The organism is Gilvimarinus agarilyticus (assembly GCF_000832015.1).
In the GTDB taxonomy this organism is placed as follows: Bacteria; Pseudomonadota; Gammaproteobacteria; order Pseudomonadales; family Cellvibrionaceae; genus Gilvimarinus; species Gilvimarinus agarilyticus.
Genome location: NZ_JXCJ01000001.1, coordinates 1055713 through 1080036, shown reverse-complemented (window position 1 = coordinate 1080036; position 24324 = coordinate 1055713). Strand labels below are relative to the sequence as shown.

Sequence of the window (24324 nt, the reverse complement as noted above, 5' to 3'; positions counted from 1 at the left end):
GGAGTTTTCACTGCACGATACCATTATGCTATACCAGCTAAAAATCACCTGCTAGTGCCGTTTTGGGGTTTTAAAGAGTATAAATTTATTAAGGCTTATAGCGCTTAGACGATTACCGCTAAACCACGCAATTTCGACGCCGAACTCATCTCCGGGATGTGACCTGGCACGCAATAGAAGTTTGACTTCCGCGTACAACCACAATCGACAATAGCGATATTTTTGCCTCATCGCTTTATTTTGACGCCATGTTCGGCTAACGTAGCGCCATGCTATTTATCAGTAACAATATTCAAATCGCCGACTGGGAGATCGAACTGACTGCGATCCGGGCCCAGGGGGCCGGCGGCCAAAATGTCAATAAGGTGTCCAGTGCGGTACACCTGCGTTTTGATATCCGCCGCTCAAGCCTACCGGATGTTTACAAGCAGCAATTGCTTAAGATGACGGATCAGCGCATTACTAAAGAGGGCGTTATCGTCATCAAGGCGCAGCAGTTTCGTACCCAGGAAAAAAACCGGGACGATGCGCTGGCGCGCTTACAGGCGCTGGTTAAGCAGGCCGGTGTGCAACGTAAATCACGGCGCCCCACCAAACCCACCCGTGGCTCACAGCTAAAGCGTATGGACAAAAAGACCCAGCGCGGGCGCACCAAGCAGCTGCGCGGTAAAGTGGATATTTAAATGACAGAACCGGCCGCTAACGGCACACAGATCTGGGTCGATGCCGACGCCTGCCCCGTGGCCATGAAAGAGATTTTGTTTCGCGCCGCTAATCGCGCCCAGGTATTAACCACACTGGTAGCCAACCAGCCACTGCAAGTGCCGGCCTCGGCTTACATTCAGTTTCGTCAGGTCGCGCGCGGCTTTGATGTAGCGGACAATGAAATTCATCAACGGGTACAGGCGGGAGACTTAGTCATCACCGGGGATATTCCGCTGGCCGCCGATGTCATCGACAAAGGCGCCACCGCACTTAACAGTCGCGGTGAGTTATACACCCGAGAGAATATTCGCGCCCGCCTTAACATGCGGGATTTTTTAGAAAACCTACGAGCCAGTGGTGTTGATACCGGCGGCGCACCCGCGTTGTCGCAGGCCGACCGCCAGCGCTTTGCCAACGAGCTGGACCGCTGGCTGGCAAAGCGCCCCAAGCCCTAAAACCCTATCACTAATGATAGTGGCGACTGGCATTGGCCACACGGCGACTCAAATCATCAGTAGTACAGTGGCTCGCGATATCAGCTAAGCTCACCACCCCAACAAAATCTTTGTTCTTGGGGTTATTCAGCACCACCAGACGCTGCACTTGCTGGTCTTGCATGTTCTGCAGCACATCGGCCAGCTGATCCTCCTGATAGCAATAAAGCACTTTGCCGCTGGTTATCGAGCCCACCTTATCATCAGGGCTTTTACCGTTGGCCATGGCCCGCACCGCAATATCCCGGTCGGTCAGAATGCCCACAATTTTTTCGTGATCGGCCACCGGCGTAAAACCGCGGCCGGACTCGCGCATTCCCATCGCCGCCTCACGAATACTGGCATTCACGTCTAAGTACTCGGGCTTCTCGGTCATAACGTCTTGAACTTTCATAACGCTCTCCTACTTCACTAAGTTACAGATAGTCAGGCGGGGCTTAGAGACAAGTTACCCGCCTGTCGAGCTAACCGAAGAGCCGCAAACACCATGCCACACGCGGTTAACCCTAGCAGACTGATGTCGAACCTCTTACTTGCACAGCAGCTGCACGCTTCAGACCTCGCCCTACGGGGCTTCCAGGCTGAGGACGTAAGGGGTTTTTCAACAGCCTGCTAGTGAGCGCCCCCCGCCCAGATAGCCGGTAAAATCGTGGCAAACCCTGCAACGCTGGTAAATTTTGCAAAGCGAAAAGGCTATTACCGGGGCTGTGACGCCCAGCAACGCCAGCCCCAGGCAACGCAAGCACATCGGCACTAATCCTGCTAAGCAATAGTGCTATATAGCCCTGCTTAGGGTTAACCCAGTAGTCGCGGCATGCGCTGTTTAAACGCACAACATTGACTGCAAAAACAATGTTTTACTGCCATACTGAAAACCTGTGAGTGAACCACAAAAGGATACCCTATGAGTTTGCAACCTCAGGCCAATAATCAAGGCGGCCGCCCCGTTTACATCGTTGACGGCGCCCGCACTCCTTTTATTAAAGCGCGCGGTAAGCCGGGGCCTTTTACCCCCGTCGATTTAGCCGTACAGGCCGGCCGACCTCTACTGTTGCGCCAACCTGTAGCCGCCGAGCACTTTAACCGGGTAATTTTAGGCTGCGTGAATGTCATTGCCGCCGAGATGAATCCGGCCCGAATTGCCGCACTGCGCTTAGGCTTGGGTGAAACCATGCCCGCGTTTACCATGCAAATTAATTGCGGCTCGGGGATGCAGTCAATAGAAACAGCGTTTCGCTACATCCGCGAAGGCAACGATGACCTCATTCTGGCCGGTGGTGCCGAGGCGCTGAGTCACGCCCCGCTAATACTGCAGGACGAAGCCACCAAATGGCTCGCCGAGCTGGGGCAAGCCCGCTCCGTACCCGCTAAGCTCAAGCACTTGATGAAGCTTAAGCCCGCTTATCTAAAGCCCGAGATCAGCCTTAAAAAAGGCCTTACCGATCCAGTGGTAGAGCTCAATATGGGGCAAACCGCCGAGGTGGTCGCCAACTTATTCAATATCAGTCGCCGCGAAGCCGACGAGTATGCCGTACGCAGCCACTTGCGCCTTGCCGAGGCGCAAAAAGCCGGCTGGCTCGACAACGAAGTAATGCCGATGGTGGCCGATGACGGCAGCGTTTACAGCTTAGATGATGGCGTCCGCCCGGACAGCTCGGTTGAGCATTTAGCCAAATTAAAACCGGTGTTCGAGCGGCCCTACGGTAAAGTAACGGCGGGCAATAGCTCGCAAATTACCGACGGCGCCTCGTGGGTGATTCTCGCCTCAGAAGAAGCCGTTAATAAATACAATTTAAAACCTAAAGCGGTTATCCGCGATAGCGAGTGGTCTGGGCTCGAGCCCGAGATTATGGGCCTTGGCCCTGCGGTTAGTGCCGGCCGACTGGCGCTGCGTAACCAGCTGTCGCTCGATGACATTGACCTACTTGAACTCAATGAAGCCTTTGCCGCGCAAGTATTGGGTTGCCTGGCCGCCTGGAACGACAAAGACTTTTGCCAGAGCATATTTGGTATCGACCATGTGCTGGGTGAGTTCGATCAAGATCGCCTTAACATTGACGGCGGCGCTGTTAGCCTGGGCCACCCGGTGGGCACTAGCGGCAACCGCATTGTGCTGCACCTTGTTAACGCGTTAGAGCGAAAAGGCCTCAAGCGCGGTATCGCCACTCAATGTATCGGCGGCGGCCAAGCCGGCGCCATGCTTATCGAAATGCTCTAAGCCAGGAGATTACTATGAACGGACTAGTCCTTAAAACCCTGAGCGATCGGGCAAAAGCCATTGGCCCCTTCACCAACGCCAGCAGCGACGCGACCAACCCTTGGCAGCACTGGCAATTACGTATAGCCGACGACGGCGTGGCGTGGCTGATGTTTGATTGCGCCGATGCCGACGTAAACGTGTTATCGCAAGCCGCACTCGAAGAGCTCAACGAAGTCGTCATGGCGCTTGAGTCCGACAAACCTAAAGCGCTCGTGCTGCGCTCCGCAAAAGCGAATAGCTTTTGTGTGGGCGCGGATATTAAAGAGTTTCGTCAAATCGACACCATCGATGCCGCGCGCGATAAGCTGCACGCCGCCCACGCCGTTGCCAACCGCTTTGCTGCGCTGCCTTTTACTAAAGTCGCCGTGGTACACGGCCACTGTTTTGGCGGCGGCTTAGAGCTGGCGTTGGTATGCGACTATCGCATTGGTGTGTTTGGCGCAAGCTTTGGGTTTCCGGAAATTTTACTGGGCTTACACCCAGGCCTTGGCGGCACCGGCCGCAGCGTCAAGCTAATCGATCCGGTCGAAGCCATGACCATGATGCTTACCGGCAAAACCGTGCGCGATAAACGCGCGAAGAGCTTAGGATTAATCAACGCGCTCGTGCCCGAGCGCCATGTGTATGGCGCTATCGATGCCGCCATTGCCGGAAAACTAAAGCACAAACAACCCGGCTTTAAATCAAAGCTCATGAATACCGGGCCTGCCCGCAACTTTATCGCGAAAAAAATGCGCGAAAAAGCCGCTGCCAAAGCACCACCACAACACTACCCGGCGCCGGGCAAGCTCGTGGACTTATGGCAAAGCGCCGACGGCAACCCCGAGCAGATGCTCGCCGCCGAGGTCGACTCTTTTTCTGAGCTATTGCTTACCGACACCTCGCGTAACCTGGTGCGGGTTTTCTTTTTGCAAGAAAAGATGAAAAAGCTCGCCAGCAGCGTAGAGGGCGTAACAAAGGCTACGCACGTTCATGTGATCGGTGCCGGCGCCATGGGTGGTGACATTGCTGGCTGGTGCGCACTGCAGGGCTTAACGGTTACGCTGTTTGACATGAAAGCGGAAATCATCGGTAAAGCGGTAGCACGTACCGCTGCACTGTGTGATAAAAAACGCATGGGGGCGGCTGACAAGCGCGCCGTACTGGATCGTTTAATTCCCGATTTAACCCACGACGGTGCTCGTCACGCTGACATCGTGATTGAAGCAGTACCTGAAAAAATCGACATCAAACGGCAAGTGTACAACCAGGTAGAGCCATTATTAAAACCCGGCGCTATTCTCGCCACCAACACATCGAGCATTCCGCTGGATGAATTGCAGCAAGAGCTACAAGACCCGAGCCGCTTAGTTGGGTTGCACTTTTTTAACCCAGTCTCCCAAATGCAGCTGCTAGAGATCGTACGCCACAACAAGTTGGGAGATGATACCTATCAAAAAGCGCTAGCCTTTGCCGGCCAAATCAAACGCCTGCCTACGCCGGTTACCGGCACGCCGGGCTTTTTAGTCAACCGCGCCCTAACGCCCTATTTACTTGAGGCCATGGTGTTAATGGACGAGGGGATAGCCCCCGAAACCATCGACCGCGCCGCGACAAAATTTGGCATGCCCATGGGCCCGGTAGAACTCGCCGACGTGGTAGGCCTGGATATTTGCATGGGCGTTGCCGAGATGCTCGGCAGCGGGCTCAACCAACCGATGCCCACAGTACCCAAGTGGCTTGCCGATAAAGTTGCCAAAGGTGACCTAGGTAAGAAAACAGGCAAAGGCTTATATGTGTGGGAGAAAGGCAAGCCGAAAAAAGCCGATAACACGACCAGCGGCCCCGACAACTTAACCGACCGCTTACTGATGCCGATGCTAAATATGTGTATGGCCTGTCTGCGAGAAGGTGTGATTGAGGACGCCGACTTACTCGACGGCGCCATGATTTTTGGCACCGGCTTTGCGCCATTTCGCGGCGGCCCAATGCACTACAGCCAAAATCGCGGCTACGGTGATGTGAAAGCAACACTCGAGCAACTGGCACAACAACACGGTGAGCGTTACACCCCCGATCCAGGCTGGTCTAAAGAGGAGTAATGCAGCAACATCCCACACCCGAGGCCATTGCCGAACAGATCGTCGAGCGCGTGGGCAAGCACATTGTGCTGGGCCTGCCGCTCGGGTTGGGCAAGGCCAACCATTTGGTAAATGCCTTGTATCAGCTAGCCTGCAACGATGGCAGCATCACGCTTGATATTTATACCGCCTTAACGCTGGAGCCACCAAGCGCACCCAACGAGTTGGGGCGGCGTTTTTTACAGCCCATCGCCCCGCGTTTTTTTAATGGTTATCCTCGCCTCGCCTACGCCCAGGCACTAAAGAACGCGACGCTACCCGACAACATCTCGGTAACAGAATTTTTTTTACAGCCAGCCGCCTGGCTCGGTTGCAATACCGCGCAACAAAACTACACATCCATTAACTACACCGAAGCACTCGATTATTTATTAAATGCCGGGGTTAATGTGATCACCCAGCAAATCGCTCCCGAGCAAGCCGACGGGTCACTCGGCGAACACTACAGCTTAAGCTGTAATCCCGACATTAGCGTCGATTTGCTGGAAAAGCGCAGTCGGGGCGAGGCCAAGTTTATAATGGCCGCGCAAGTAAATCGGCAACTGCCCTATTTAGGAGGGGCGGCCATTCGCCCAAGCGCCGAGTTGGACTTAGTACTTGACGACCCCGCTTACGATTTTTCGCTTTTTATGCCGCCGCACCAACCGGTGAGCTACGCCGACCATGCCATCGCACTACACTGTGCGCGACTAATTAAAGACGGCGGAACCTTGCAAATTGGGATTGGCTCGATAGGTGACGCGATTGCTTCGGCGCTGGTATTGCGACACAAATCACCCCATGAATTTAAAGCAATCGCGGAGCAACTAGGTTGCTCGAGAACTTGGCCCCACGGTGAAGATGAACCTTTTAGCCAAGGGCTATACGGACTTAGCGAGATGCTCGTAGAGGGCTTTCTTGAGCTGATGGAGCAGGGCATTTTAACACGTAGTGTCGATGGGTACTGCCTGCACGCGGGTTTTATTATGGGCAGCCCGCTATTTTACCGACAGCTGCAAGGCTTAGCACAAATCAAGCGCGAACAGATTGCCATGATGCCCATTAACTTTATTAATGACGTCTACGACCATCCGTTGGCCAGCGAAGCTGATAAACGCGAAGGGCGCCAACAAGCGCGCTTTATTAACTGCGCCATGATGGTTAGTACCGATGGTGCAGCCACCTCAGACGGACTTGAAAATGGCAAGGTCATTAGCGGTGTTGGGGGGCAGTACAATTTTGTCGCTCAAGCTCATGCGTTAAAAGACGCGCGCTCTATCATCACGGTGCGCGCTACTCGCCAACGCGGCGGCAAACTCTCTTCGAATATTGTCAGCCACTATGGCCACACGACCATTCCACGACATTTACGCGACATAGTGGTTACCGAGTACGGTGTGGCAGACTTACGCGGTAAAAGTGATGCCGACACCATTGCCGCCATGATCGAAATCGCTGACTCACGTTTTCAGCCGTCGTTGGTAAAAGACGCGAAAGAGCGTGGCAAACTCCCCAAGCACTATGAGGTCCCAAGCGCCCACCGGAACAACACCCCAGAGCGTTTGCACGCGTCGATCCAGCACGCGTTTGAGGCAGGGTTACTACAGCCTTTTCCGCTCGGGAGTGATTTCACGCCCGCCGAACAAAATCTGAGCCGCGCCTTAACGGTGTTATCTGCGCGTATCGGCCCTAACCTGCAAAGCCTACAACTACTGTTGCGCGGCATGAAGAGCTCACGGCAGGCCCATGCACCCGAACTGAAACGGATGCAATTAGCTCAACCTAAACGCGTTAAAGACAAGCTTTACCAATGGTTGCTACTGGGCGCGCTCGCCTCACTTTAATGAGGCATCATCAAGCAATTTTTCTCGCTGCAACAATTGATTCCACTGGCTGTACTGCCCTCTCACCGATAACGGCACAAGCGCCAAAGCGATAAGTGCCACCGCGCAAATTCCCGAGCTTAAATAAGCCACCAAGCCAGCACCAGCAAAGAAGGGCGCTGGCAATAGCATCAGAGCTAACACGATTAATCCATAACGCAGGGGCCTGGCGACCTCGGCAAAAACACAGACACTCACGGTGACGACCAACGCGCCGATTAGATGCTCCCAGTTAGCCAGCTGACCACTGTGTCCCAGCGTTATCCGCGTAAACATCAACCATAGGCCAATCGCGATAGCCGCTAACATGCTAAACGGAATCGTCACGCCTCCACCGACCATGTCTTTGATAACTACCCAAGGATGGCGGGTAAAGTCATCGGGCTCATTACGGTTATCGCCTTCATCGGTATCACCCACAAAGAAGATTTTTAGCACGGGTTTGCCGGCTCGTTTACAACGTTTTAAAAACTGCCCAGTCGCAATGAGCTCATCCAGCGAATAAGGAATCTGTACCAGCATCGCCAAGGCTCCAATCAAACATAAGGTGCACCAGGTGCCGATAACAATCGGCTGGATAATAATAAAGGTAATCGAAACTATACCAAGCGGTACAATCATAAAACCAAACAACACTACCAGCCACGGCATAGTGCGCCAGCGACGGGTGGAGCCGAGCAACCCAGTTAAAATTTCGAGCGCGTAAGTCAGTGCCCCAAGTCCCGCATCGGGCACAGGCCAGGCCTCGGAAACACTGGAGGTAATGATTTCTTCGGTACCGTTTTTATCGGGTGCATTGGGGCCGCTAAAAAAGGGCTCCCACACGCCATCGATATGCCCCAGTTGATACGCTGTTAAATAGCGGGAGATAAAAAAGCCCACTAACGCTAAGGCGATAATAGGGGCACGCTGAAACCAGCTGGACGGGTTAACACTCCAACCCGGTGGCACGGTCGGCCCACTCATGGCCGCCGCCGGCGACACCCCGACAATGGGCGGCACTAGCGCGGCAAACCCGATTACCAGCATGCCGATAACCGTGCCGTTTAGGTAAGCGGCGGCACTCGGTGTCCAAAACACCAGCGGCGCAAACATAAGCCACAAGCCCACCAATACGCTCGCCCAGCGTACCGCACGCATTCGCCAGCTGATGGCTAGCGCTCCAAACAGGGCCAGCAAACCACCGCTGATCCGATCGCTTAGCGCCATCCATGTATCCCCATATCCCATGGCTTCCGGCGAGGTTAACAGCCAGGTACCCAGAGCGATGGTTAAAAATGGCGCCCATAAATTACGGTAGTGCGCCCGCTGGGTTTGCTCTTTATAATCGCGCAGTAATTTATCGGGATTTTTTTTCTTTTGCGCCGCCGAGGTCATCCAGTCCGGTGGGGTGATACCATTAGCGTTGTACCACTTAAGCGGGTCTGACCGTAAACTTTTGATCAGGGTTTCGAGTTCATCATAGACATTTTTTTCGGCCTGCCAATCCAGCTCTTGTTTTGCGCGGGAGCAGTCGAGCTCGTAGTGGTCAGAGGCCATATCAATCATAAAAGCGCGAATAAATGGCTTTTCGCCTTTATCAAAATCATCCGGTACTACCGGCTCCGTGCGCTCCTCCAGCCAAGCGCCCATCTTTGCCACACCCTCCGGCACCGCGCGGGTGTACCAATCATCTTCGCCATGCAGCAGCGCACCAATTCGGTTTTGCAGGGCCTCATAACTTAAGGCGTGCTCTTCGCCGGCCAGCACAACGTGCTCGCGGGGCAAATCACTGCGCTTAGCAACCACCTTCGCAAACAGCGCCATTAAGTCATCACGGTGGATAAACGCCTGGCCCGCACCAACATTGCCGGCATACACGTGGCTTTTTAAGCTATCTTCATAAATCCGTGCAATTTGGTGCGACAAGGTGGGGACGGCCGTTTGTTCATCGTACAGGCCAGCCAGATGCAGCAAACTAAACGGCATCGAAGCGTGCTCTCGAATAACCGCTTCGGTAGCCGCCTTAGATTCGGGATAGGCCCAGCCCGGCTCGATGGGGGTTTGTTCGGTAATTTTTTGCCCGGGTACACCGGGCTTGTGAACGAGCATCGTGCCCGAGTAAATAAAGCGCCCGACGCTGAAATCGGTAAGCGCTTGCAACAAGTGTTTGGTGCCCTGTACATTCACGGCGTCGTACAGGGGCGAGTGCTCGCCAGAGAAATCAAAATAGGCTGCCAGGTGTATCACCGCCGCAACCGTCTTGTCGTAGTCACCCGCAAAACGTTCGAGTGCGAGCTGTACAGAATCTGAGGAGGTGAGGTCAACCTGATAATTAGCATCAGCCAAGGGGGACTCGTCGCGATCAAGGCCGACAACGGTGTAATCACTTTTCAGTGTCTTAACCAAACTGCTGCCAAGATTGCCGGCGCAGCCGGTGATAATTACGATGGGCTTGTGGGGGGTATCCGTCATAGTAAACTCTGCAGAGTGAGGTTGAATCCATTAGTACCTGCACTTCTAAGAGCAAAAACGGGGCCGGTTTAACACGGCGCTAAACCGGCTATTGGCGAGAGGAATTCGCCGGACGGCGGGAGATTTTGTGCAAAGTTTACAAAAAACGTGTGAACTTTGTATGGTTTAGGGCTGCCCGTCAGCGGCGTGTAACACGCGCTCAATATCGACTCCGACGGTTAATACCCCGGCGCGCTCGCCTTCGAGTAAAAGCGGCAAACTCACTTGCACCTGAAAATGGCGACTCGAGCTGTCAAACACCACCTCAGAGAAAAACCACTGTCCCGAAGGCAAGCTCATTGTACGGCGGAACTTGGCCTCGTCGCCCTGCCAATAATCTGAGCTATAAGGCGCAACAGCGAGGTTTAAGCCTCTCGCACCCGTCACGATAATTTCACTGACATACCCAAGGCGGTCATTCTCGCCCCAGCCTGGTAAGTCACCCATAAGTTCGGGCGCAAGCATTGCATCAAGCGTATCAGTATCAGCCTTTTGATATGCCTGTCGCCACTGCAAATCGGCCTGTTGGATATGGGAGTCGGTTAGCTCAACGCGCTGCTGGTTGTAAGTAGCCAGTGTTGTAAGCAAAACCGGAGACTCTCGCCACTGGTTTACCATAGGCTCAATGCGCTCGCGGATTAACGTCTCCTCATGGGGGCTAAGCGCAAAACCCTCGGGCACACACTGAGGTATTTTTTGGTTAAAGCGCTCAATGAACCCTTTGTTTTCGGCTAAGAAATCCAGCCCCAGATAAACCCCCAAAGGAACATAGCGAAAAAAGTGCGATTGGTAACGCTCGGCAGCAACCCCCAGAGCATTGGCCGCTTCGGTAAAGTGCTCACGGTCGGCCAAAATCACATCAATACGTTTGGCCAATAACAGTTTAATCAGTTGGGGTAAATCTTGTGCCGATAACGCGCTTGAGTAACCGTTTAGCTGATACCAAAGCTGCTGCTGGCTGCCGAGTATAGTGCCGGTACGTAAGCGGCGTGGGTCGGCGGCAGTAGTATCTGAACGGGTAAACCAATACCACTTTTCCAGCACCAATGGGTCAGTCAGGCGTGCGTACTGATCTACCTGGGGGTCTGACATAGCCGTAAAAAAGCCGTCAGAGGCGCCGGTTAGCACCTCTTGCTGCACACGTCGCCAGGGTTGCACATGCAAACTGAGCTCATAGGGTAACTGTGCGATCACGCAGCGTACGAGATCGGCCGAGTGCCCCAAACTGTTGGGAGTTTTCTCAGCGCCGTAAGCCGAGGGGGTATTAGTGCCCAACACCACACGCACGTCCTGATCACCGGGCTCGGCGACGCTCCAACCGCTTTGTCCCAGCACCAGTGCTAACAGTATTTTTAAGATTTGATTGCAGCGAAATATCATCCGGCTTGGTCCTTTTTGTACCGGTGCGCGTTTATTGTTTGAACGGCTAATGATCATCCCTAGGTGAGGCTAAAGCCTCCACACAGCTCAGTGGTAGCGCAACGTCGTTAAGAGTATAGCAGGAGGATAAAGAAATACACGCCAAACCTACGGGCTGGCGGGCGCCAAGGAAGACGCCGGAGGGATTAAAGACTCACTAACAGAAACGGGAAGGACGGACGGTTACACCGCCCGCTTTAACTGTGGCAAGAAGTGCCACTCCTCAAGCCCCATAGGAATATCGCCAGGCAGGCCAAGTAAAAACAGCCCCATATCGCGCACACGCCCCTGCGCCTCGATGGTGACACTGCCGTTCAGCAAAGCGCTTTTATAGGTGCCCGGCTTGCAAATATCTACCAAGACGGTTTTTTCACCCTTTTGGTCGGTATAGCGAAGTGCTAACTGGAGCGGGTGATCAGTACCCTGAGGCAAACGCAACCATACCGCCAACTCAAAAATCCCACTCCAGTTACCCGCTGGCTGCCAGCTGGCGTGGGTACTTAGGCGAGAGACGGGAACGTCGGCAATGCGTTTATCGCGTTTGTTGGTAAACGCACCGGCGGCTGGGCTAGCTGAAGCGGGAGCCACGCGCGCGGCACTGGCACCAGCGTGACGCTGTGTTTCGGTGGCGGCTTGTGGGCTTTTGCGATTAAACAACATAGCGAGCTCCGGTATCGGTGTTTTTGTTTGGATTGCGACCACCATAGCACTAGCGTTTTTTGCAAAATGTGATTCAAGCAACATTGTGTTGGCGCTCACTCCGCAAATGCGACATGAGGCGACGGCAAACAATAAAAATGTGGATGGTAGCGCTTTCATCGGCTCAACACATAAATATAGGCCATCAAACGCCTATAACAGCTTGCTTTACCAGCTGCCGGCGCTGAAACACTATGGTAATATGCGTGCGCGTTATTGGTGCACCCGGAGGCCTAGACCCCTACCCGCGCACCCCCGTCAAAAACTAAAAATCTGGTAGCCACTAATGTCTAACCTACACTCCCGCGCATTGGCGTTTTTGGGGATATGTTTGTGTGTTGTATCACCCACCGCATTCGCCGCCACTGGCGAAATTAACCTGACCCACACAGGTATCGGTTATTTCGCATTAATTCTGTTCGCCATCGCCTACATCGTAGTGATGCTGGAAGAAAAACTGCACCTGCGTAAATCCAAGCCCGTGCTGGTCGCCGCCGGTATCATCTGGATGCTCATTGGCTGGACTTACACCCAAGCGGGGCTGCCCCACGAGGCCGAGCACGCCTTTCGTCACACCTTGCTCGAGTTTGCCGAGCTTATGCTGTTTTTGCTGGTGGCGATGACCTACATCAACGCCCTGGAGGAGCGCCGGCTATTTGATGTGCTGCGCGCCTGGATGGTCCGCAAAGGCTTTAACTACAAAACCCTGTTTTGGCTAACCGGCTTCTTATCGTTTTTTATCTCGCCCATCGCCGACAACCTCACCACGGCACTGTTGATGTGTGCGGTTATTATGAAAGTCGCCGGCGACGATACCCGCTTTATCAACTTGTGCTGCATTAACGTGGTGGTAGCGGCCAATGCCGGCGGCGCCTTTAGCCCGTTTGGTGACATTACCACCCTGATGGTATGGCAAGCGGGTATTGTAGAGTTTCAGGAGTTTTTAGTGCTGTTTGTGCCGTCGCTGGTTAACTTTTTAGTCCCTGCGGCCATCATGAGCTTTTTTGTCGAAAACCGTAAACCTGTTGCAGTAGAAGAAGAGGTCGAGCTAAAGCGCGGCGCTTTGCGCATCATGGGCTTATTTTTGCTCACCATTGCCACCGCCGTACTCTGCCACCTGGTACTGCATTTGCCGCCGGTACTGGGCATGATGACGGGCCTTGGTTACCTGCAATTTTTTGGCTACTTCTTGCGTCGCACGCTGCCCGGTTCACTGGCCCGCAAGCGCGCGCTGGCCGAGCGCGCCGGCGACCAGCAAGCGCTGGAACGCTTAGGGGGTGTGGTGCCTTTTGATGTATTCAGTAAAGTCGCCCGCGCCGAATGGGACACGTTATTATTCTTCTATGGCGTCGTTATGTGTGTCGGAGGTTTAGGCTATATGGGGTATTTGGCCTACATGTCGGACATCTTATACACCGGCTTCGGCGCTACCCAAACCAATATTATCCTGGGTGTAGCATCGGCGGTGATTGATAATATCCCGGTGATGTTTGCGGTGCTAACCATGGAGCCTGAGATGTCTCACGGCCACTGGCTGCTCATCACCCTGACTGCCGGCACTGGTGGTAGCCTGCTGTCCATCGGTTCAGCGGCCGGTGTGGCCCTGATGGGGCAAGCGCGAGGCAAGTACACCTTTTTCGGTCACCTAAAGTGGACCCCGGTCATCGCCCTCGGCTATGCCGCCAGTGTCGCCATGCACCTGTGGTTAAATGCGGGAATGTTTAATCATTAAGTACGACGAACGGAGAACGGGGGGACGACGTTATTCCCCGTTCCCCGTTCCCCGTTCCCCGTTACATTAAACCTGATTTAACCAAGCCGCTCCTCTCACCCCGCTGGAGTCGCCGTGCCGCGCCTGTAAAATCGGCGTGTCACATTCACCGCCAAATACGTAGCCCGGCAGCCGTTTGGGTAGCTCATCGTAGATCTCGGCTATGTTGGAGGCGCCCCCTCCAATCACAATAGCATCCGGGTCCAGTACGTTGATCACGCCAGCAAAAGCTCGTGCCAAGTGATCCATATACGCCTCTATTACCTGCGCGGCGGTACTGTCGCCACTGTCACGGGCGGCCAACAACTCAACGCCGCTTAAGCTCGCGCCCGTCGCCAGCCGATACGTTTCTGTCAGGCCGGTACCCGATATAAAAGTTTCCTGGCAACCAAAGCGGCCGCAGTAACACGGACGCGCATTAAGCTGTGGCTCGCTCGTCCAGGGCAGCGGGTTATGGCCCCACTCCCCTCCCACGCCATTCGGGCCCGCCAAAGGTGTGGCGCGATAACATACCCCGCCACCGCAGCCAGTGCCCAAAATGGCGGCAAATACCAAGTCGTAGCCCGCGCCGGCACCGTCGGTTGCCTCTGACACGGCAAGGCAGTTGGCATCGTTAGTGACTTTAACCTCACGCTGTAACTGCGCCGAGATATCCACCGTTAAAGGGCGGCCATTAAGCCAGGTGGAGTTAGCATTTTTAACGCAGCCGGTTTTGCGCGATACCGTACCGGGAATCCCCAAGCCCACCGGTATACAGCTAACGCCTACCGCTTCTTCGGCCTGTGTGACCAACAGGGTCAAATCATCCAGAGTACGTTGGTAGTCATCGCGGTAGGTGGGAATTCGCTTGCGGTACAGCTCTTCGCTGGCGTTATTTAGCACGATGATCTCGGTTTTAGTGCCGCCCAGATCAATGCCTACTCTCAGTTGTGTCATGGTTGTCTCACTTGGGAACTCAGGTGCGCGAAAGGTGCCATTATAACAGCCGGCAGGGGGATCACCGATCGACTACACTTGAGGCGAAACAACAATAACAGGCCACGATTATGAGCGACTCCAACCGCCGCCACTTTCAGCGTATTCCGTTTCATACCGAGGTTATTTTGTCTCAGGCAGGGTTTCACTGGCACGCACAACTGCTGGATATCTCTCTCAAAGGCCTCCTGGTGGCCGGCGAACTGCCCACGGAGGTGGACGCTCAGGCACCGGTACGAGCTGAAATAGCGCTATCCGAGCAACAGCAAATCAGTATGCACACGCAAATCGCACACCGTGAACCTCAGTGCACCGGGTTTCAGTGCACCCAGATAGACATCACCAGTATCCGGCACCTGCGTCGTTTGATAGAGCTAAATCTCGGCGCCGAGGCCGCCGAGCGCGAGCTACACGAGCTGCTTTAGCCCGTGTAGCTCGCACCCGACGATTACGTTTTAAATTCGGCAATGGCCAACCGGTTCTGAGACGTCATCTCCCGCAATTCAGCCGCGCCGCGCACCAACTCTTGTGACAGCTCAGATAGCTGACCACTCTCTTTATTAATGGAACTGCTGTCGTCACCGATTTGCTCCATCACGCGCCGCTGTCCCTCAATGGCAAGCGCAATGGATTGCGACATTTGACTGACGCTACGGGAATCGTCAGCGATAACGCCCAACTTCTCACCTACCGCTAACACATGCGTACTACTGGCGGCCAAGTCCTCTTGCCGCTGAGCCATAGACTCCACAGTCTTTAAGACACTGTTATTCAAGCGCTCAATCAATACACCGATTTCACTGGCGGAGCTTTTCGAGCGCGCAGCCAAAGTTCGCACCTCGTCGGCCACCACCGCAAACCCGCGGCCGGACTCCCCGGCACGAGCCGCCTCAATTGCCGCGTTAAGGGCCAACAAATTAGTTTGCTCAGAAATTGCCGTAATACTATCAACGATAGAGGTCACGGCTTTTGTATCGGTATTCACTTGGTTTAAAGACGCCGACACCTCACTCATCTCTGATTCAAGCCCGCGTATGGAGGCCACGATCTTACCCATACCCGTGCTCGCATCGCTAACCTCGGTTTCCAGCTGCTCGGCAAGCTGAGCCGATTGCGTGCTGTTATTTTCGACCACGCCAATACTGCTCAACATGTCTTCCGTTGATTGTGCAATGCGAGTGGTTTGATCGTACTGCGCCGCTGTAATTCGACCAATACTTGAGCTAATGTCGTCCAGCACGCCACTCACATCATCCAGAGATGCCGCACGCTTACGAAAGCCCACAAAAATTTCGTTCAGGGTTTTAACCAGTTGGTTAACGGCACGCTCTGCATCTGTGTTCTCGCGCGGCGTTGCGACACATAAATCACGTTGGGTGGCCACCTGCTGAACAATACCGACGACTGACAAATCCGCTTGTGTCCGCTTGCGTAACAGCCCCGCTAAAATCGACAAAATAATAGCCTCTGCCCCGGCAAAAGCGGCATGTAGCAGAGTAATATTCCAGGTGCACTCAATAGCGAAAGCCATTAGCGGTACGCCGACAACTTCGGCTCCTGACATTTGCAAAGCGGTAAAGGCAATATGGTGCAAAGCGACGGTGAGCAACGCCGCCATTATGGGCCGCCAATCTTCATAGATCAGAAACACGGCCATCATCGCAAAAATATGAAAATGCATTTCCAGCATCCCCATTTGCGATTGGATTAGCAGCGCCGAAAAACTCATCATCAAAATAGCAAAGGCCACAGACAACACCCAATGGCCCTTGAGTAAAAAATAGCATACGACACTGGCGGCCCCAAGCACTGTAGCCCCAACAGCACTAAACCAAAACAAGTTCGCGCCTAGCATCCCCGAGAGCCAAACAATAGGCACCTGTGCCAGTAATATAATCAGCACGGAACGATCATTGACCGCCTGCGAGTGGCTCGCCTCGTTCATAAACACCTCTTTAATTTTCTAAATAGCCTAACGTGTGCAGTCTCTGCTTTACGTCCTGCACAGTAAGGGCCTGCCCAGAAAACGCCGTAACAAGCCTACCGGCAGGCGTAAGAACATAAATACGAGTCGAATGGTTTGCTATATCTTGTTGTCGGTCACGCAGCTCAAACCTTAAGCGCGAAAGCGCCTTACTTTGCATAACACCGGTGGCAATGCCTAACGCCTCCACCAGCGCTTCTCGACGCTCGGCCGTATCACGTACAGGGTCGAGCGTGATAAACACAAGGTCTAGCTTTTGCGGTGATAGCTCACGGGAGATCGCCACCAGCTCGCCCAACCGAGCGGGGCACGCCGAGTCGCAGGACAAATAGCCCATAAAAAGCATAATGAGCGGAGACTCGACCGAGGCCAGTTCGACAGTATCGCCGCGGCTGTTTACCCACGAAAACGGGGTGACAGTCAGCGCAGCATCGGTGCCAAACGCGGACGACACCAATTGAGATACCCAGATACTTGCGGGAAAGGCGGAGGCCGCCAGCAGCAATACCGCTATGACGCGCCTGCGTTTTTTTCTCGACATATTAACCACACCACACAAATCGTTGTTATTAGTACGCTTATAGAGTGCTTATGGATCTGTTCAAAAGTGATAGTAGTCTACATTTGGAGGGATTACCCACAGATTGCTTGCGGGGTGTCGGTAGTTAGCGAGGGGTAACCCGATGGCGCTGCTTGGCCACTCGCACACCAAACGGTCGTGCAAGGTTAATCAATAGCCTCCAGTGCCTCGGCTAAGTTGTGCACCGCCACGACTTCAAAGCCGGCAATCGCTTTTTGCGGCGCATTGCCCGCAGGCACGATCGCCCGTTTAAAGCCATGCTTGGACGCCTCGCGTAGGCGCTCTTGGCCACTGGGTACCGGGCGAATCTCTCCGGCCAACCCTACCTCGCCAAACACCATTAAATCGCGCGGCAACGCACGATCACGAAAGCTCGACACGATGGCCAACAACAACGCCAAATCGGCGCTGGTTTCAGCGACGCGCACGCCGCCCACCACATTCACAAACACATCTTGGTCGCCCACCATAATGCCCCCGTGACGGTGCAGCACCGCGAGTAACATCGACAGTCGGTTTTGATCCAGCCCCACGGCCACCCGGCGTGGGTTGCCCAAATGGCTATCGTCCACCAGCGCCTGAATCTCCACCAACAATGGGCGAGTTCCCTCCCACATCACCATGACGACCGAGCCTGAAGAGACATCTTCACCACGCTGCAAAAATATCGCCGATGGGTTGCTGACCTCTTTCATGCCCTGCTCTGTCATGGCAAACACGCCCAGCTCGTTCACCGCGCCAAAACGGTTTTTGCTGCCGCGTAAGGTTCTAAAACGCGAGTCGTGCGAGCCCTCTAACAAAATTGAGCAGTCGATCATGTGCTCAAGCACTTTGGGGCCGGCCAGCGAGCCGTCTTTGGTCACGTGCCCCACTAAAATAACCACAGTGCCGGTTTGTTTGGCAAAGCGGGTTAAAAACGCCGCCGCCTCACGCACTTGGGATACCGAGCCCGGTGCCGATTGAATATCGCTTAAATGCACCACCTGAATAGAGTCCACCACCATAACTTTGGGCCGGACTTTTTCGGCGCTCATGCAAATTAATTCGACGCTGGTTTCGCTGAGCATTTGCAGTTTATCGGTAGGTAGGCCTAAACGTTTTGCGCGCATGGCGACCTGCTGCAAAGACTCCTCACCGGTGACGTACAACGCCGGCATCGTCTCGGCTAATTTACACAGGGTTTGCAACAACAGCGTGCTTTTGCCGGCCCCCGGGTGACCACCAATGAGTACCACCGAGCCCGGCACCAAGCCGCCTCCCAGCACCCGATCGAACTCACCAGTACCGCTGGGCAGTCGCGGCAAATCCTCAAGGCTGATATCGGCCAGTGTTTGCACCTGTGCTTGAGTGCTGCCCGCGTAGCCCGAAAACTCCGCACCGCGCGCGCCACCTTTGGGGGTCGGGCCCAGCTTCATCTCGACAACCGAATTCCAGGTGCCGCACTCGCTGCACTGGCCCTGCCATTTGCCAAAGTCGGCACCGCATTCGTTGCACACGAACGCTGTTTTTGCTTTTGCCACAACTACTCCCACGCTCTCATTACCCAGCGCGCATCATAACCCAGCCCGCCCCTGCCAAGCGACATTGCCAGAGACCAGTCTCCTAACCGGCCTCGGCACGCGGTAGCTCGAACGAAAAACAGGTGCCGCGCCCCTCTTGCGAGCTCACCGAGATTTCGCAGTGATGCAGATCGAGTATGCGTTTGACGATGGCAAGCCCGAGCCCCGTGCCGTCGCCCTGAGCGTAACGCGGGCCCTTAGCCTGATAGTATCGCTCAAAAATACGCGGTAACTTGTCTTGAGCAACACCAATACCTGTATCTTCAACAGCGACTGCCACCGCATCGTCTTGGGCGGCCAGGGTCACCGCTACCCGGCCGCCGTCGGGCGTATAACACAGCGCGTTTTCGATCAGGTTTTCAAACACTCGCTCCATCAGCGCGATATCGGCAGTCACGGCATAGGGCTTGCCAGAAAAATCAGCTTGCAGCGCTATATCGCGTTGCTGGGCTTTAAGCTCAAATTTTTGCACGACGTCTTGCAGCAGCTCCGCCAGAAAGAAGGTTTCACGGGTTAACTCGGTGCGCCCGGTATCGAGCTTGCTGAGCTCAAACAACTCTTGCACCAACCGGGTAAGACGGCGGCAGTGCGTGTAGGCAATTTTTACATAGCGGGTGCGGTCGGTATCGCTGAGCTTGTCATCGCGTATGGCTAACGTCTCGAGGTAACCCTGCATAGATGCCAGCGGCGTGCGTAAATCGTGCGACACATTGGACACCAGCTCGCGACGCAGCCGGTCCGTTTGCTCCAGGCATTGCAGCTGCTGGTGAATTTTTTCTTGCATGCGCTCGAACGTACTCTGCAGATAGGCGATCTCATCACCGGTACCGGCCGGGGTTTGCGCGGCGCCGAGCTCGGCCACCTGAAACGCCTGCATCTGCCGCGCCAATCGACGCAGTGGCCGGGTCATAGCGGCAAAAATAATCACCGCACTCAGCAGAGCAAAAAACACAACGGCCAACAAAGCCCCAAGGCTCAGACGCAACACGTAGCTTTCGTCGAGCGAGTCGCGCAGCGATTGGTATAGCTTGCCGCCTAACACCACATACAAATACCCCACATGAGCCCCGTTATCTTCAACGGGCCAAGCGGAAAACACTTTATTCTCGCGTCCGGTGCGAGGGTCGGTCCCTGTGATGGGCAGAGGGCGTTCATTGTTCAGCCAGTCAGTCACCGGAGCGGTATTAATACGCGTACTCACGAGCTCGGACGGGGCAAAGGCGTGATCTAAAATCTCACCCTCGGCATCCGTCAAGTAGACCTCGACAATGGGGTTCACCACCATCACCAATTCAGCCAGCTCTTGCATCGCACCTTGGTTCACCACGCCGTCTTCGATCAGCGGAGCCCGATTGACGATGTACATGCCCAGGCTGCGATTTAAGCTTTGCGTCATCTCCTGGTAGTAGCGGTTACTGCTCCAGTACACCAGCGCCAGATAAGCCACACCGATACTGGCAAACAGCACAATGAGCACCAGCGCCAACCGCGCATAAAGAGTGGTAAACCAGCGGCTCACAACGGCGCCTCACTGAGGGGCTCGACACAAAATTTATAGCCCACGCCCCACACGGTTTTCAAATAGACGGGCTCAGCCGGGTTCGTTTCTATTTTGCCGCGCAGGCGGTTAATATGACTATTAACGGTGTGCTCGTAACCATCGTGACCATAACCCCATACCGCATCGAGCAATTCAGAGCGACGAAACACCCGCCCCGGGTGCGAGGCAAAATACCAGATCAGCTCAAACTCGCGAGCGGTGAGCTCGACCGGCTCGCCATTGACGCTTACGCTGCGCCGTTCTTGATCAATGAGTAGGCCTCCGAGCGTGACACATTGGCGCGTGTTACTGTTGTTTGCACTACGATGCTCGGCGCGCCGCAACAACGCTTTGACACGAGCGTTGAGTTCCAGCGTACTAAAAGGCTTGGTAAGGTAGTCATCCGCGCCCAGCTCCAACCCTAACACCCGATCGAGCTCTGTCGAGCGCGAGGTCAGCATTAATACTGGCGTAAAGATGCCCCGGCTACGTAGCTCGCGACAAACATCGAGGCCGTCGAGGCCGGGCAGGGACAAATCGAGCACAATGGCATGCCAGCTCTGCTCCAGCGCTAGCGTTAACGCCTCATCTCCGCGGTAAGCGAGCGCTACGTGTGCGTCGAGCTCAGACAGATGCAGCTTAATCAGCTCCGCCAGATCCCGCTCGTCTTCAACGACTAAAAACCGCTTGCGCTGCGCCGGCGCGTTATTCACATACGCTAAACGAACACTATTGGCCATGCCATCCCTCGCTCGTAATGTGCAAAACAGTCGCGTTATTACCTAAACAACAGACGCACCCGCCCGGCAAATGTTACAAACAGGCCGGGCGGATGGCGCTGGGACTAGCCATCGTTATTCCAGGCGCGTTACCCGTACCTGCATTACCGGGTTATCAAAACGCTGCGCCTGACTTAGCGCCGAGCTCGCCAGCCCGTCTTCAAACGATACGACACCGCTGTGCAAGGTAAGCGCATCGGCAATGTCGTCGCGCACTTCACTAAACCCTTGTTGCGCACCGCCCGCAGCCGCAGGGCCGATAATGGTGTCGGCGCTTTCACTGTTGAACTCGGTGCCGGTATCGTAAGCTGGCGCCATAAAGCTCACCGACTCATTCAGCTGCAAGCCCGATAGCGCTTTAGCACTGAGCATGGCAATACCATCGTTGGTGTTAGCGAGCATCGAGACCAGCTCAAGGTAGATAGCCTCATCGGGCTCCTCGAGTGTTAGCTCTAGCGTGGTACTTGCCCCTGGCATCAGAGGACCACCTTCTGCCGAGGCGCTGGCATAGACATGCTGATTCATGCCGGCCTCCTCCAACAACTGGCTGTTATCCCCGCTCTCTGCCAGCACCTCAAGCGCCACACTTACCGGCTCGCCAATACGGGCCGACGTAAACTCGGGGCCCGCCAGCATCAGCGCCATAGGCGATAATGGCTGACCGCGTGTCAGGTTGGTGACCGTAACCGAGTACACGATCGGCTCCGACTCGGGTTCAGGCGGGGGCGTCAACGTATCATCGTCATCGCTACCACAGCCAGCCAGCGCCAGGCTGAGCGCGCACACACTGGTGAGTAAATAGTGCTTATTCATGACAGCCTCCTTACTCGACAGTGACGGTGAGACGAGCAACGGGGTTTAACCAGCGGTGGCGTGTCGCGTCGATATCACTGACGCCGCCCTCGGGATCGTTATCGCCCAGCACGCCGCGGTGGATATGCACAAAGCCTTCGGCCTCGCCGGGCACTCCAGTGCCGTTGCTACCCAGTAACGGCTCCAGTGGCGGCGGTACAGGCATACCGGGCGAGCCCGGCATGCCACTGCCACGAACTTCATCGTTTGCCTCGGTACCAGCGTCGTAAGCCTGCAACTGATATTGGTAGGTGCCCGGCTCGGTGGGCAGCGGCAAACTGTCGAGCCCGACAAAACCATCGTTAGTGGGCAGCAGCATAGCGACCAACGATAGGTGCGTATTCGCGGGGCTGTCATCGTTGTTTAGCGTAGCGCTCGTCGCCTCACCCGGCATTAACAGGCCGCCGGCGGGGTTGGCAACGCTGAGTGCTCCCAGCGCGTCAAGTTCGCCGTTAAGCGGCTCGATGTCACCGCCCTCGGCCATGGCCTGCAGTGCCAGCGAGGCCTCGCCGCCAACAGTAAACAGGTGACTGTCGGCGGGATGCGCCGCAACCAACAACGGCGTAAAAAGTGTGCTGCGGGTTAAGTTCTGAATTTCAACGGTATATTCGGCGCTGTGCGCGCCGCTGGCGGCAAACATCACAGCTCCCGCCAGTACAGATAATGTTTTCATGGTGTGCTCCCTATTCCACATGGTTACAAAGTGCGGCTGCTACGCCGCTATTAACCATTGTCCCGGGAGCTGAACGCTAATTCCTCACAGAAGTATCACAGGCCGATCACGTTTTGTGGTTATTTGCCGCACCCGGGCGGCGCGGCGTACACAGGGGGGTGTCCAACCACTGGCATCGATCCTGCTTAATCCTCTGTCAGGCGCGCCACCGGCGAATCTCGCTGAGCGGCATATCCTAGCCAATCGCAAGTAAAGGAGACACTATGGCAATGTTACCCAAAACGATGGATGATCTACTATCAGCCATCGAGCAGTACCATAAAGGGCTGGCCGAACACTTGAGCAACTGCGCCGACGACGGCGCGCCAGAGCGAGAGCAACTGCTATTAAATTATCTCGCGGAACACGAGAAGAAACTGGCCGATACCCTGAGTTTTTTTCGCGAACGGGAAAAGCTGGGGCCATTAAACACGTGGTTCTACGCTTACACCGACCGGCACCCAATCACCTTGCGTGACCCACGTGAGACAGACTTTAAAAACCTCGATTGTGAGCAAATTTGTGCCGAAATTAGCAACATTCACGAACAACTGCTCGATCTGTACGTCCATCTTCACGAGCGAGCCGAGTGTGACTCCAGCAGACGCACCCTGGATCAACTGCTAAATATCGAAAGAAGCAACGCAAAGCTGCTGGCGAGAGAAGCTGTACGCGCCCAAGAGATGTAATAACAGCCTGTAAACTTTGCATTCAGGCGCGATAGTTTTGTAAGAACGAGCACCGCTTAGACAGCAGGCTCGCCCGTTTGCGCATTTATTACTGTCCGGAGGTGATGTCTCCGGTAGCAGCCACCTCTTGCAGCGCCGGTCCCCGTACCGCGATCGAGCCACCCGAAGCCAACATCACGCTCAGCTCTATAGAAAGGTTGCTGGCCTCGGTTTCGGCTGGCACCTTAAACTGCAGGGCATAACGTTGCCAAGGAAGATCCCCTTTAGTGCCCGCAATCGCTTGGTCGTCGGTAAGTAAAATCGCCGTACCCAGCATAGCCGGTGAGCCTCGTTTTACACCTTTAATCCTAACCCGTAGCCCGGAGGGGTCTAGCGCCGCGCCAAACTCATCGTTTAACGACGCCGATAGCTCAGCCGAAAACTCCAGAGTTTTACCCTGCAGGGGTTTGGTGTCCTTACGATCCAAACTCTGACGTATCATTCCCCACGGCTGGATGTCGGTGCGAGTAATGGTAAGCACACCCGCTTCAGTCGTATAGTCAAACGACTTCTCGCCGGCGTGCTGGATCATTGACCACTCGGCAATATCCCCGCCTTCGCGGCTAAAGCCTGGGTTTTTTATAAAACCCGGATCGGGCGCAACGTACTCTTCTGCGGCAATATCAGGCGATGCGTTACCCGCATTATCAACCGACTCATTACGCTCACAAGATGCCACAAGCAATGCGCCCGCCAGCCATAAAATATTCCGTTGTTGCTGCAGCCATTGCCCCACGCTAGGTTCTGTAGGCATTGTTATTTTCCTGTTTGTCAGTTTAATGTTACGTGCGT

Annotated in this window: 21 protein-coding genes; 8 read left to right on the top strand and 13 right to left on the bottom strand. The window is 54.9% G+C overall.

Annotation, left to right across the window (positions count from 1 at the left end; all coding sequences use genetic code 11):
• Nucleotides 1-269 precede the first annotated feature (269 nt).
• Together arfB and SD69_RS04715 are read left to right on the top strand one after the other, a co-directional pair.
• Nucleotides 270-683 (top strand): alternative ribosome rescue aminoacyl-tRNA hydrolase ArfB, encoded by a 414-nt coding sequence (gene arfB / locus SD69_RS04720; protein WP_041522296.1) that lies wholly within the window; start codon nucleotides 270-272, stop codon nucleotides 681-683.
• Nucleotides 684-1160 carry a YaiI/YqxD family protein gene (locus SD69_RS04715; RefSeq protein ID WP_041522295.1) on the top strand — a complete coding sequence of 159 codons (477 nt, stop codon included), beginning with the start codon at nucleotides 684-686 and terminating at the stop codon, nucleotides 1158-1160. It begins immediately after the preceding gene.
• A gap of 10 nt (nucleotides 1161-1170) precedes the next feature.
• Here SD69_RS04715 and SD69_RS04710 read toward each other — a convergent pair whose 3' ends face one another.
• A complete protein-coding gene (locus tag SD69_RS04710) occupies nucleotides 1171-1593 on the bottom strand; it encodes a CBS domain-containing protein (protein ID WP_041522294.1) in 423 nt (140 codons plus the stop codon).
• Between the two features lie 510 nt (nucleotides 1594-2103).
• Between SD69_RS04710 and SD69_RS04705 the strand changes: the two genes are divergently transcribed.
• The 3 genes from SD69_RS04705 to SD69_RS04695 are packed head-to-tail and all read left to right on the top strand — an operon-like array spanning nucleotide 2104 to nucleotide 7402.
• Nucleotides 2104-3417: an acetyl-CoA C-acetyltransferase gene (locus tag SD69_RS04705; RefSeq protein WP_052480897.1), complete on the top strand. Its 1314-nt coding sequence runs from the start codon at nucleotides 2104-2106 to the stop codon at nucleotides 3415-3417.
• Between the two features lie 14 nt (nucleotides 3418-3431).
• Nucleotides 3432-5540 carry a 3-hydroxyacyl-CoA dehydrogenase NAD-binding domain-containing protein gene (locus SD69_RS04700; protein ID WP_041522293.1) on the top strand — a complete coding sequence of 703 codons (2109 nt, stop codon included), beginning with the start codon at nucleotides 3432-3434 and terminating at the stop codon, nucleotides 5538-5540.
• Entirely contained in the window at nucleotides 5540-7402 is a 1863-nt protein-coding gene (locus tag SD69_RS04695; RefSeq protein WP_041522292.1) for an acetyl-CoA hydrolase/transferase C-terminal domain-containing protein, read from the top strand. Before SD69_RS04700 ends, SD69_RS04695 begins: the two co-directional genes overlap by 1 nt.
• Here the strand turns inward: SD69_RS04695 and SD69_RS04690 are convergent.
• The 3 genes from SD69_RS04690 to SD69_RS04680 form a co-directional block, all read right to left on the bottom strand.
• A complete protein-coding gene (locus SD69_RS04690) occupies nucleotides 7394-9895 on the bottom strand; it encodes a vitamin K epoxide reductase family protein (RefSeq protein WP_052480896.1) in 2502 nt (833 codons plus the stop codon). The two genes, SD69_RS04695 and SD69_RS04690, sit on opposite strands and share 9 nt — an antisense overlap.
• Before the next feature lie 165 nt (nucleotides 9896-10060).
• Entirely contained in the window at nucleotides 10061-11314 is a 1254-nt protein-coding gene (locus SD69_RS04685; protein ID WP_052480895.1) for a transporter substrate-binding domain-containing protein, read from the bottom strand.
• A gap of 222 nt (nucleotides 11315-11536) precedes the next feature.
• Nucleotides 11537-12013, bottom strand: a complete 477-nt coding sequence (locus SD69_RS04680) for a hypothetical protein (RefSeq protein ID WP_157471612.1) — start codon at nucleotides 12011-12013, stop codon at nucleotides 11537-11539.
• 325 nt (nucleotides 12014-12338) lie between these two features.
• Here SD69_RS04680 and nhaD point away from each other — a divergent pair, with 325 nt between their 5' ends.
• Entirely contained in the window at nucleotides 12339-13784 is a 1446-nt protein-coding gene (gene nhaD, locus SD69_RS04675; RefSeq protein WP_052480894.1) for a sodium:proton antiporter NhaD, read from the top strand.
• 66 nt (nucleotides 13785-13850) lie between these two features.
• Here the strand turns inward: nhaD and SD69_RS04670 are convergent, their stop codons facing one another.
• On the bottom strand, nucleotides 13851-14759 hold the full coding sequence (locus tag SD69_RS04670; RefSeq protein ID WP_084591487.1) for an ROK family protein: 909 nt from the start codon (nucleotides 14757-14759) through the stop codon (nucleotides 13851-13853).
• A gap of 110 nt (nucleotides 14760-14869) precedes the next feature.
• Here SD69_RS04670 and SD69_RS04665 point away from each other — a divergent pair, with 110 nt between their 5' ends.
• Nucleotides 14870-15223: a PilZ domain-containing protein gene (locus SD69_RS04665; protein WP_041522290.1), complete on the top strand. Its 354-nt coding sequence runs from the start codon at nucleotides 14870-14872 to the stop codon at nucleotides 15221-15223.
• Nucleotides 15224-15246: 23 nt separating this feature from the next.
• Here the strand turns inward: SD69_RS04665 and SD69_RS04660 are convergent, their stop codons facing one another.
• The 7 genes from SD69_RS04660 to SD69_RS04630 form a co-directional block, all read right to left on the bottom strand.
• Nucleotides 15247-16743, bottom strand: coding sequence for a methyl-accepting chemotaxis protein (locus SD69_RS04660; protein WP_041522289.1), 1497 nt, complete (start codon nucleotides 16741-16743; stop codon nucleotides 15247-15249).
• Nucleotides 16744-16753: 10 nt separating this feature from the next.
• Complete coding sequence (locus SD69_RS04655) at nucleotides 16754-17323, bottom strand: SCO family protein (RefSeq protein ID WP_041522288.1); 570 nt, start codon at nucleotides 17321-17323, stop codon at nucleotides 16754-16756.
• Between the two features lie 185 nt (nucleotides 17324-17508).
• Nucleotides 17509-18882, bottom strand: a complete 1374-nt coding sequence (radA, locus tag SD69_RS04650; protein ID WP_041522287.1) for a DNA repair protein RadA — start codon at nucleotides 18880-18882, stop codon at nucleotides 17509-17511.
• Between the two features lie 82 nt (nucleotides 18883-18964).
• A complete protein-coding gene (locus SD69_RS04645; RefSeq protein WP_041522286.1) occupies nucleotides 18965-20440 on the bottom strand; it encodes a sensor histidine kinase in 1476 nt (491 codons plus the stop codon).
• Nucleotides 20437-21201 (bottom strand): response regulator transcription factor, encoded by a 765-nt coding sequence (locus SD69_RS04640; RefSeq protein ID WP_052480893.1) that lies wholly within the window; start codon nucleotides 21199-21201, stop codon nucleotides 20437-20439. The genes SD69_RS04645 and SD69_RS04640 overlap by 4 nt, the downstream gene beginning before the upstream one ends.
• Before the next feature lie 114 nt (nucleotides 21202-21315).
• Nucleotides 21316-22053: a spondin domain-containing protein gene (locus SD69_RS04635; protein WP_041522285.1), complete on the bottom strand. Its 738-nt coding sequence runs from the start codon at nucleotides 22051-22053 to the stop codon at nucleotides 21316-21318.
• Nucleotides 22054-22063: 10 nt separating this feature from the next.
• On the bottom strand, nucleotides 22064-22765 hold the full coding sequence (locus tag SD69_RS04630) for a spondin domain-containing protein (RefSeq protein ID WP_041522284.1): 702 nt from the start codon (nucleotides 22763-22765) through the stop codon (nucleotides 22064-22066).
• A gap of 263 nt (nucleotides 22766-23028) precedes the next feature.
• Between SD69_RS04630 and SD69_RS04625 the strand changes: the two genes are divergently transcribed.
• Entirely contained in the window at nucleotides 23029-23493 is a 465-nt protein-coding gene (locus SD69_RS04625) for a hypothetical protein (RefSeq protein ID WP_041522283.1), read from the top strand.
• Nucleotides 23494-23581: 88 nt separating this feature from the next.
• On the opposite strand, the gene SD69_RS04620 is transcribed toward SD69_RS04625, so the two are convergent.
• Nucleotides 23582-24286 carry a hypothetical protein gene (locus SD69_RS04620; RefSeq protein ID WP_041522282.1) on the bottom strand — a complete coding sequence of 235 codons (705 nt, stop codon included), beginning with the start codon at nucleotides 24284-24286 and terminating at the stop codon, nucleotides 23582-23584.
• Nucleotides 24287-24324: the final 38 nt, after the last annotated feature.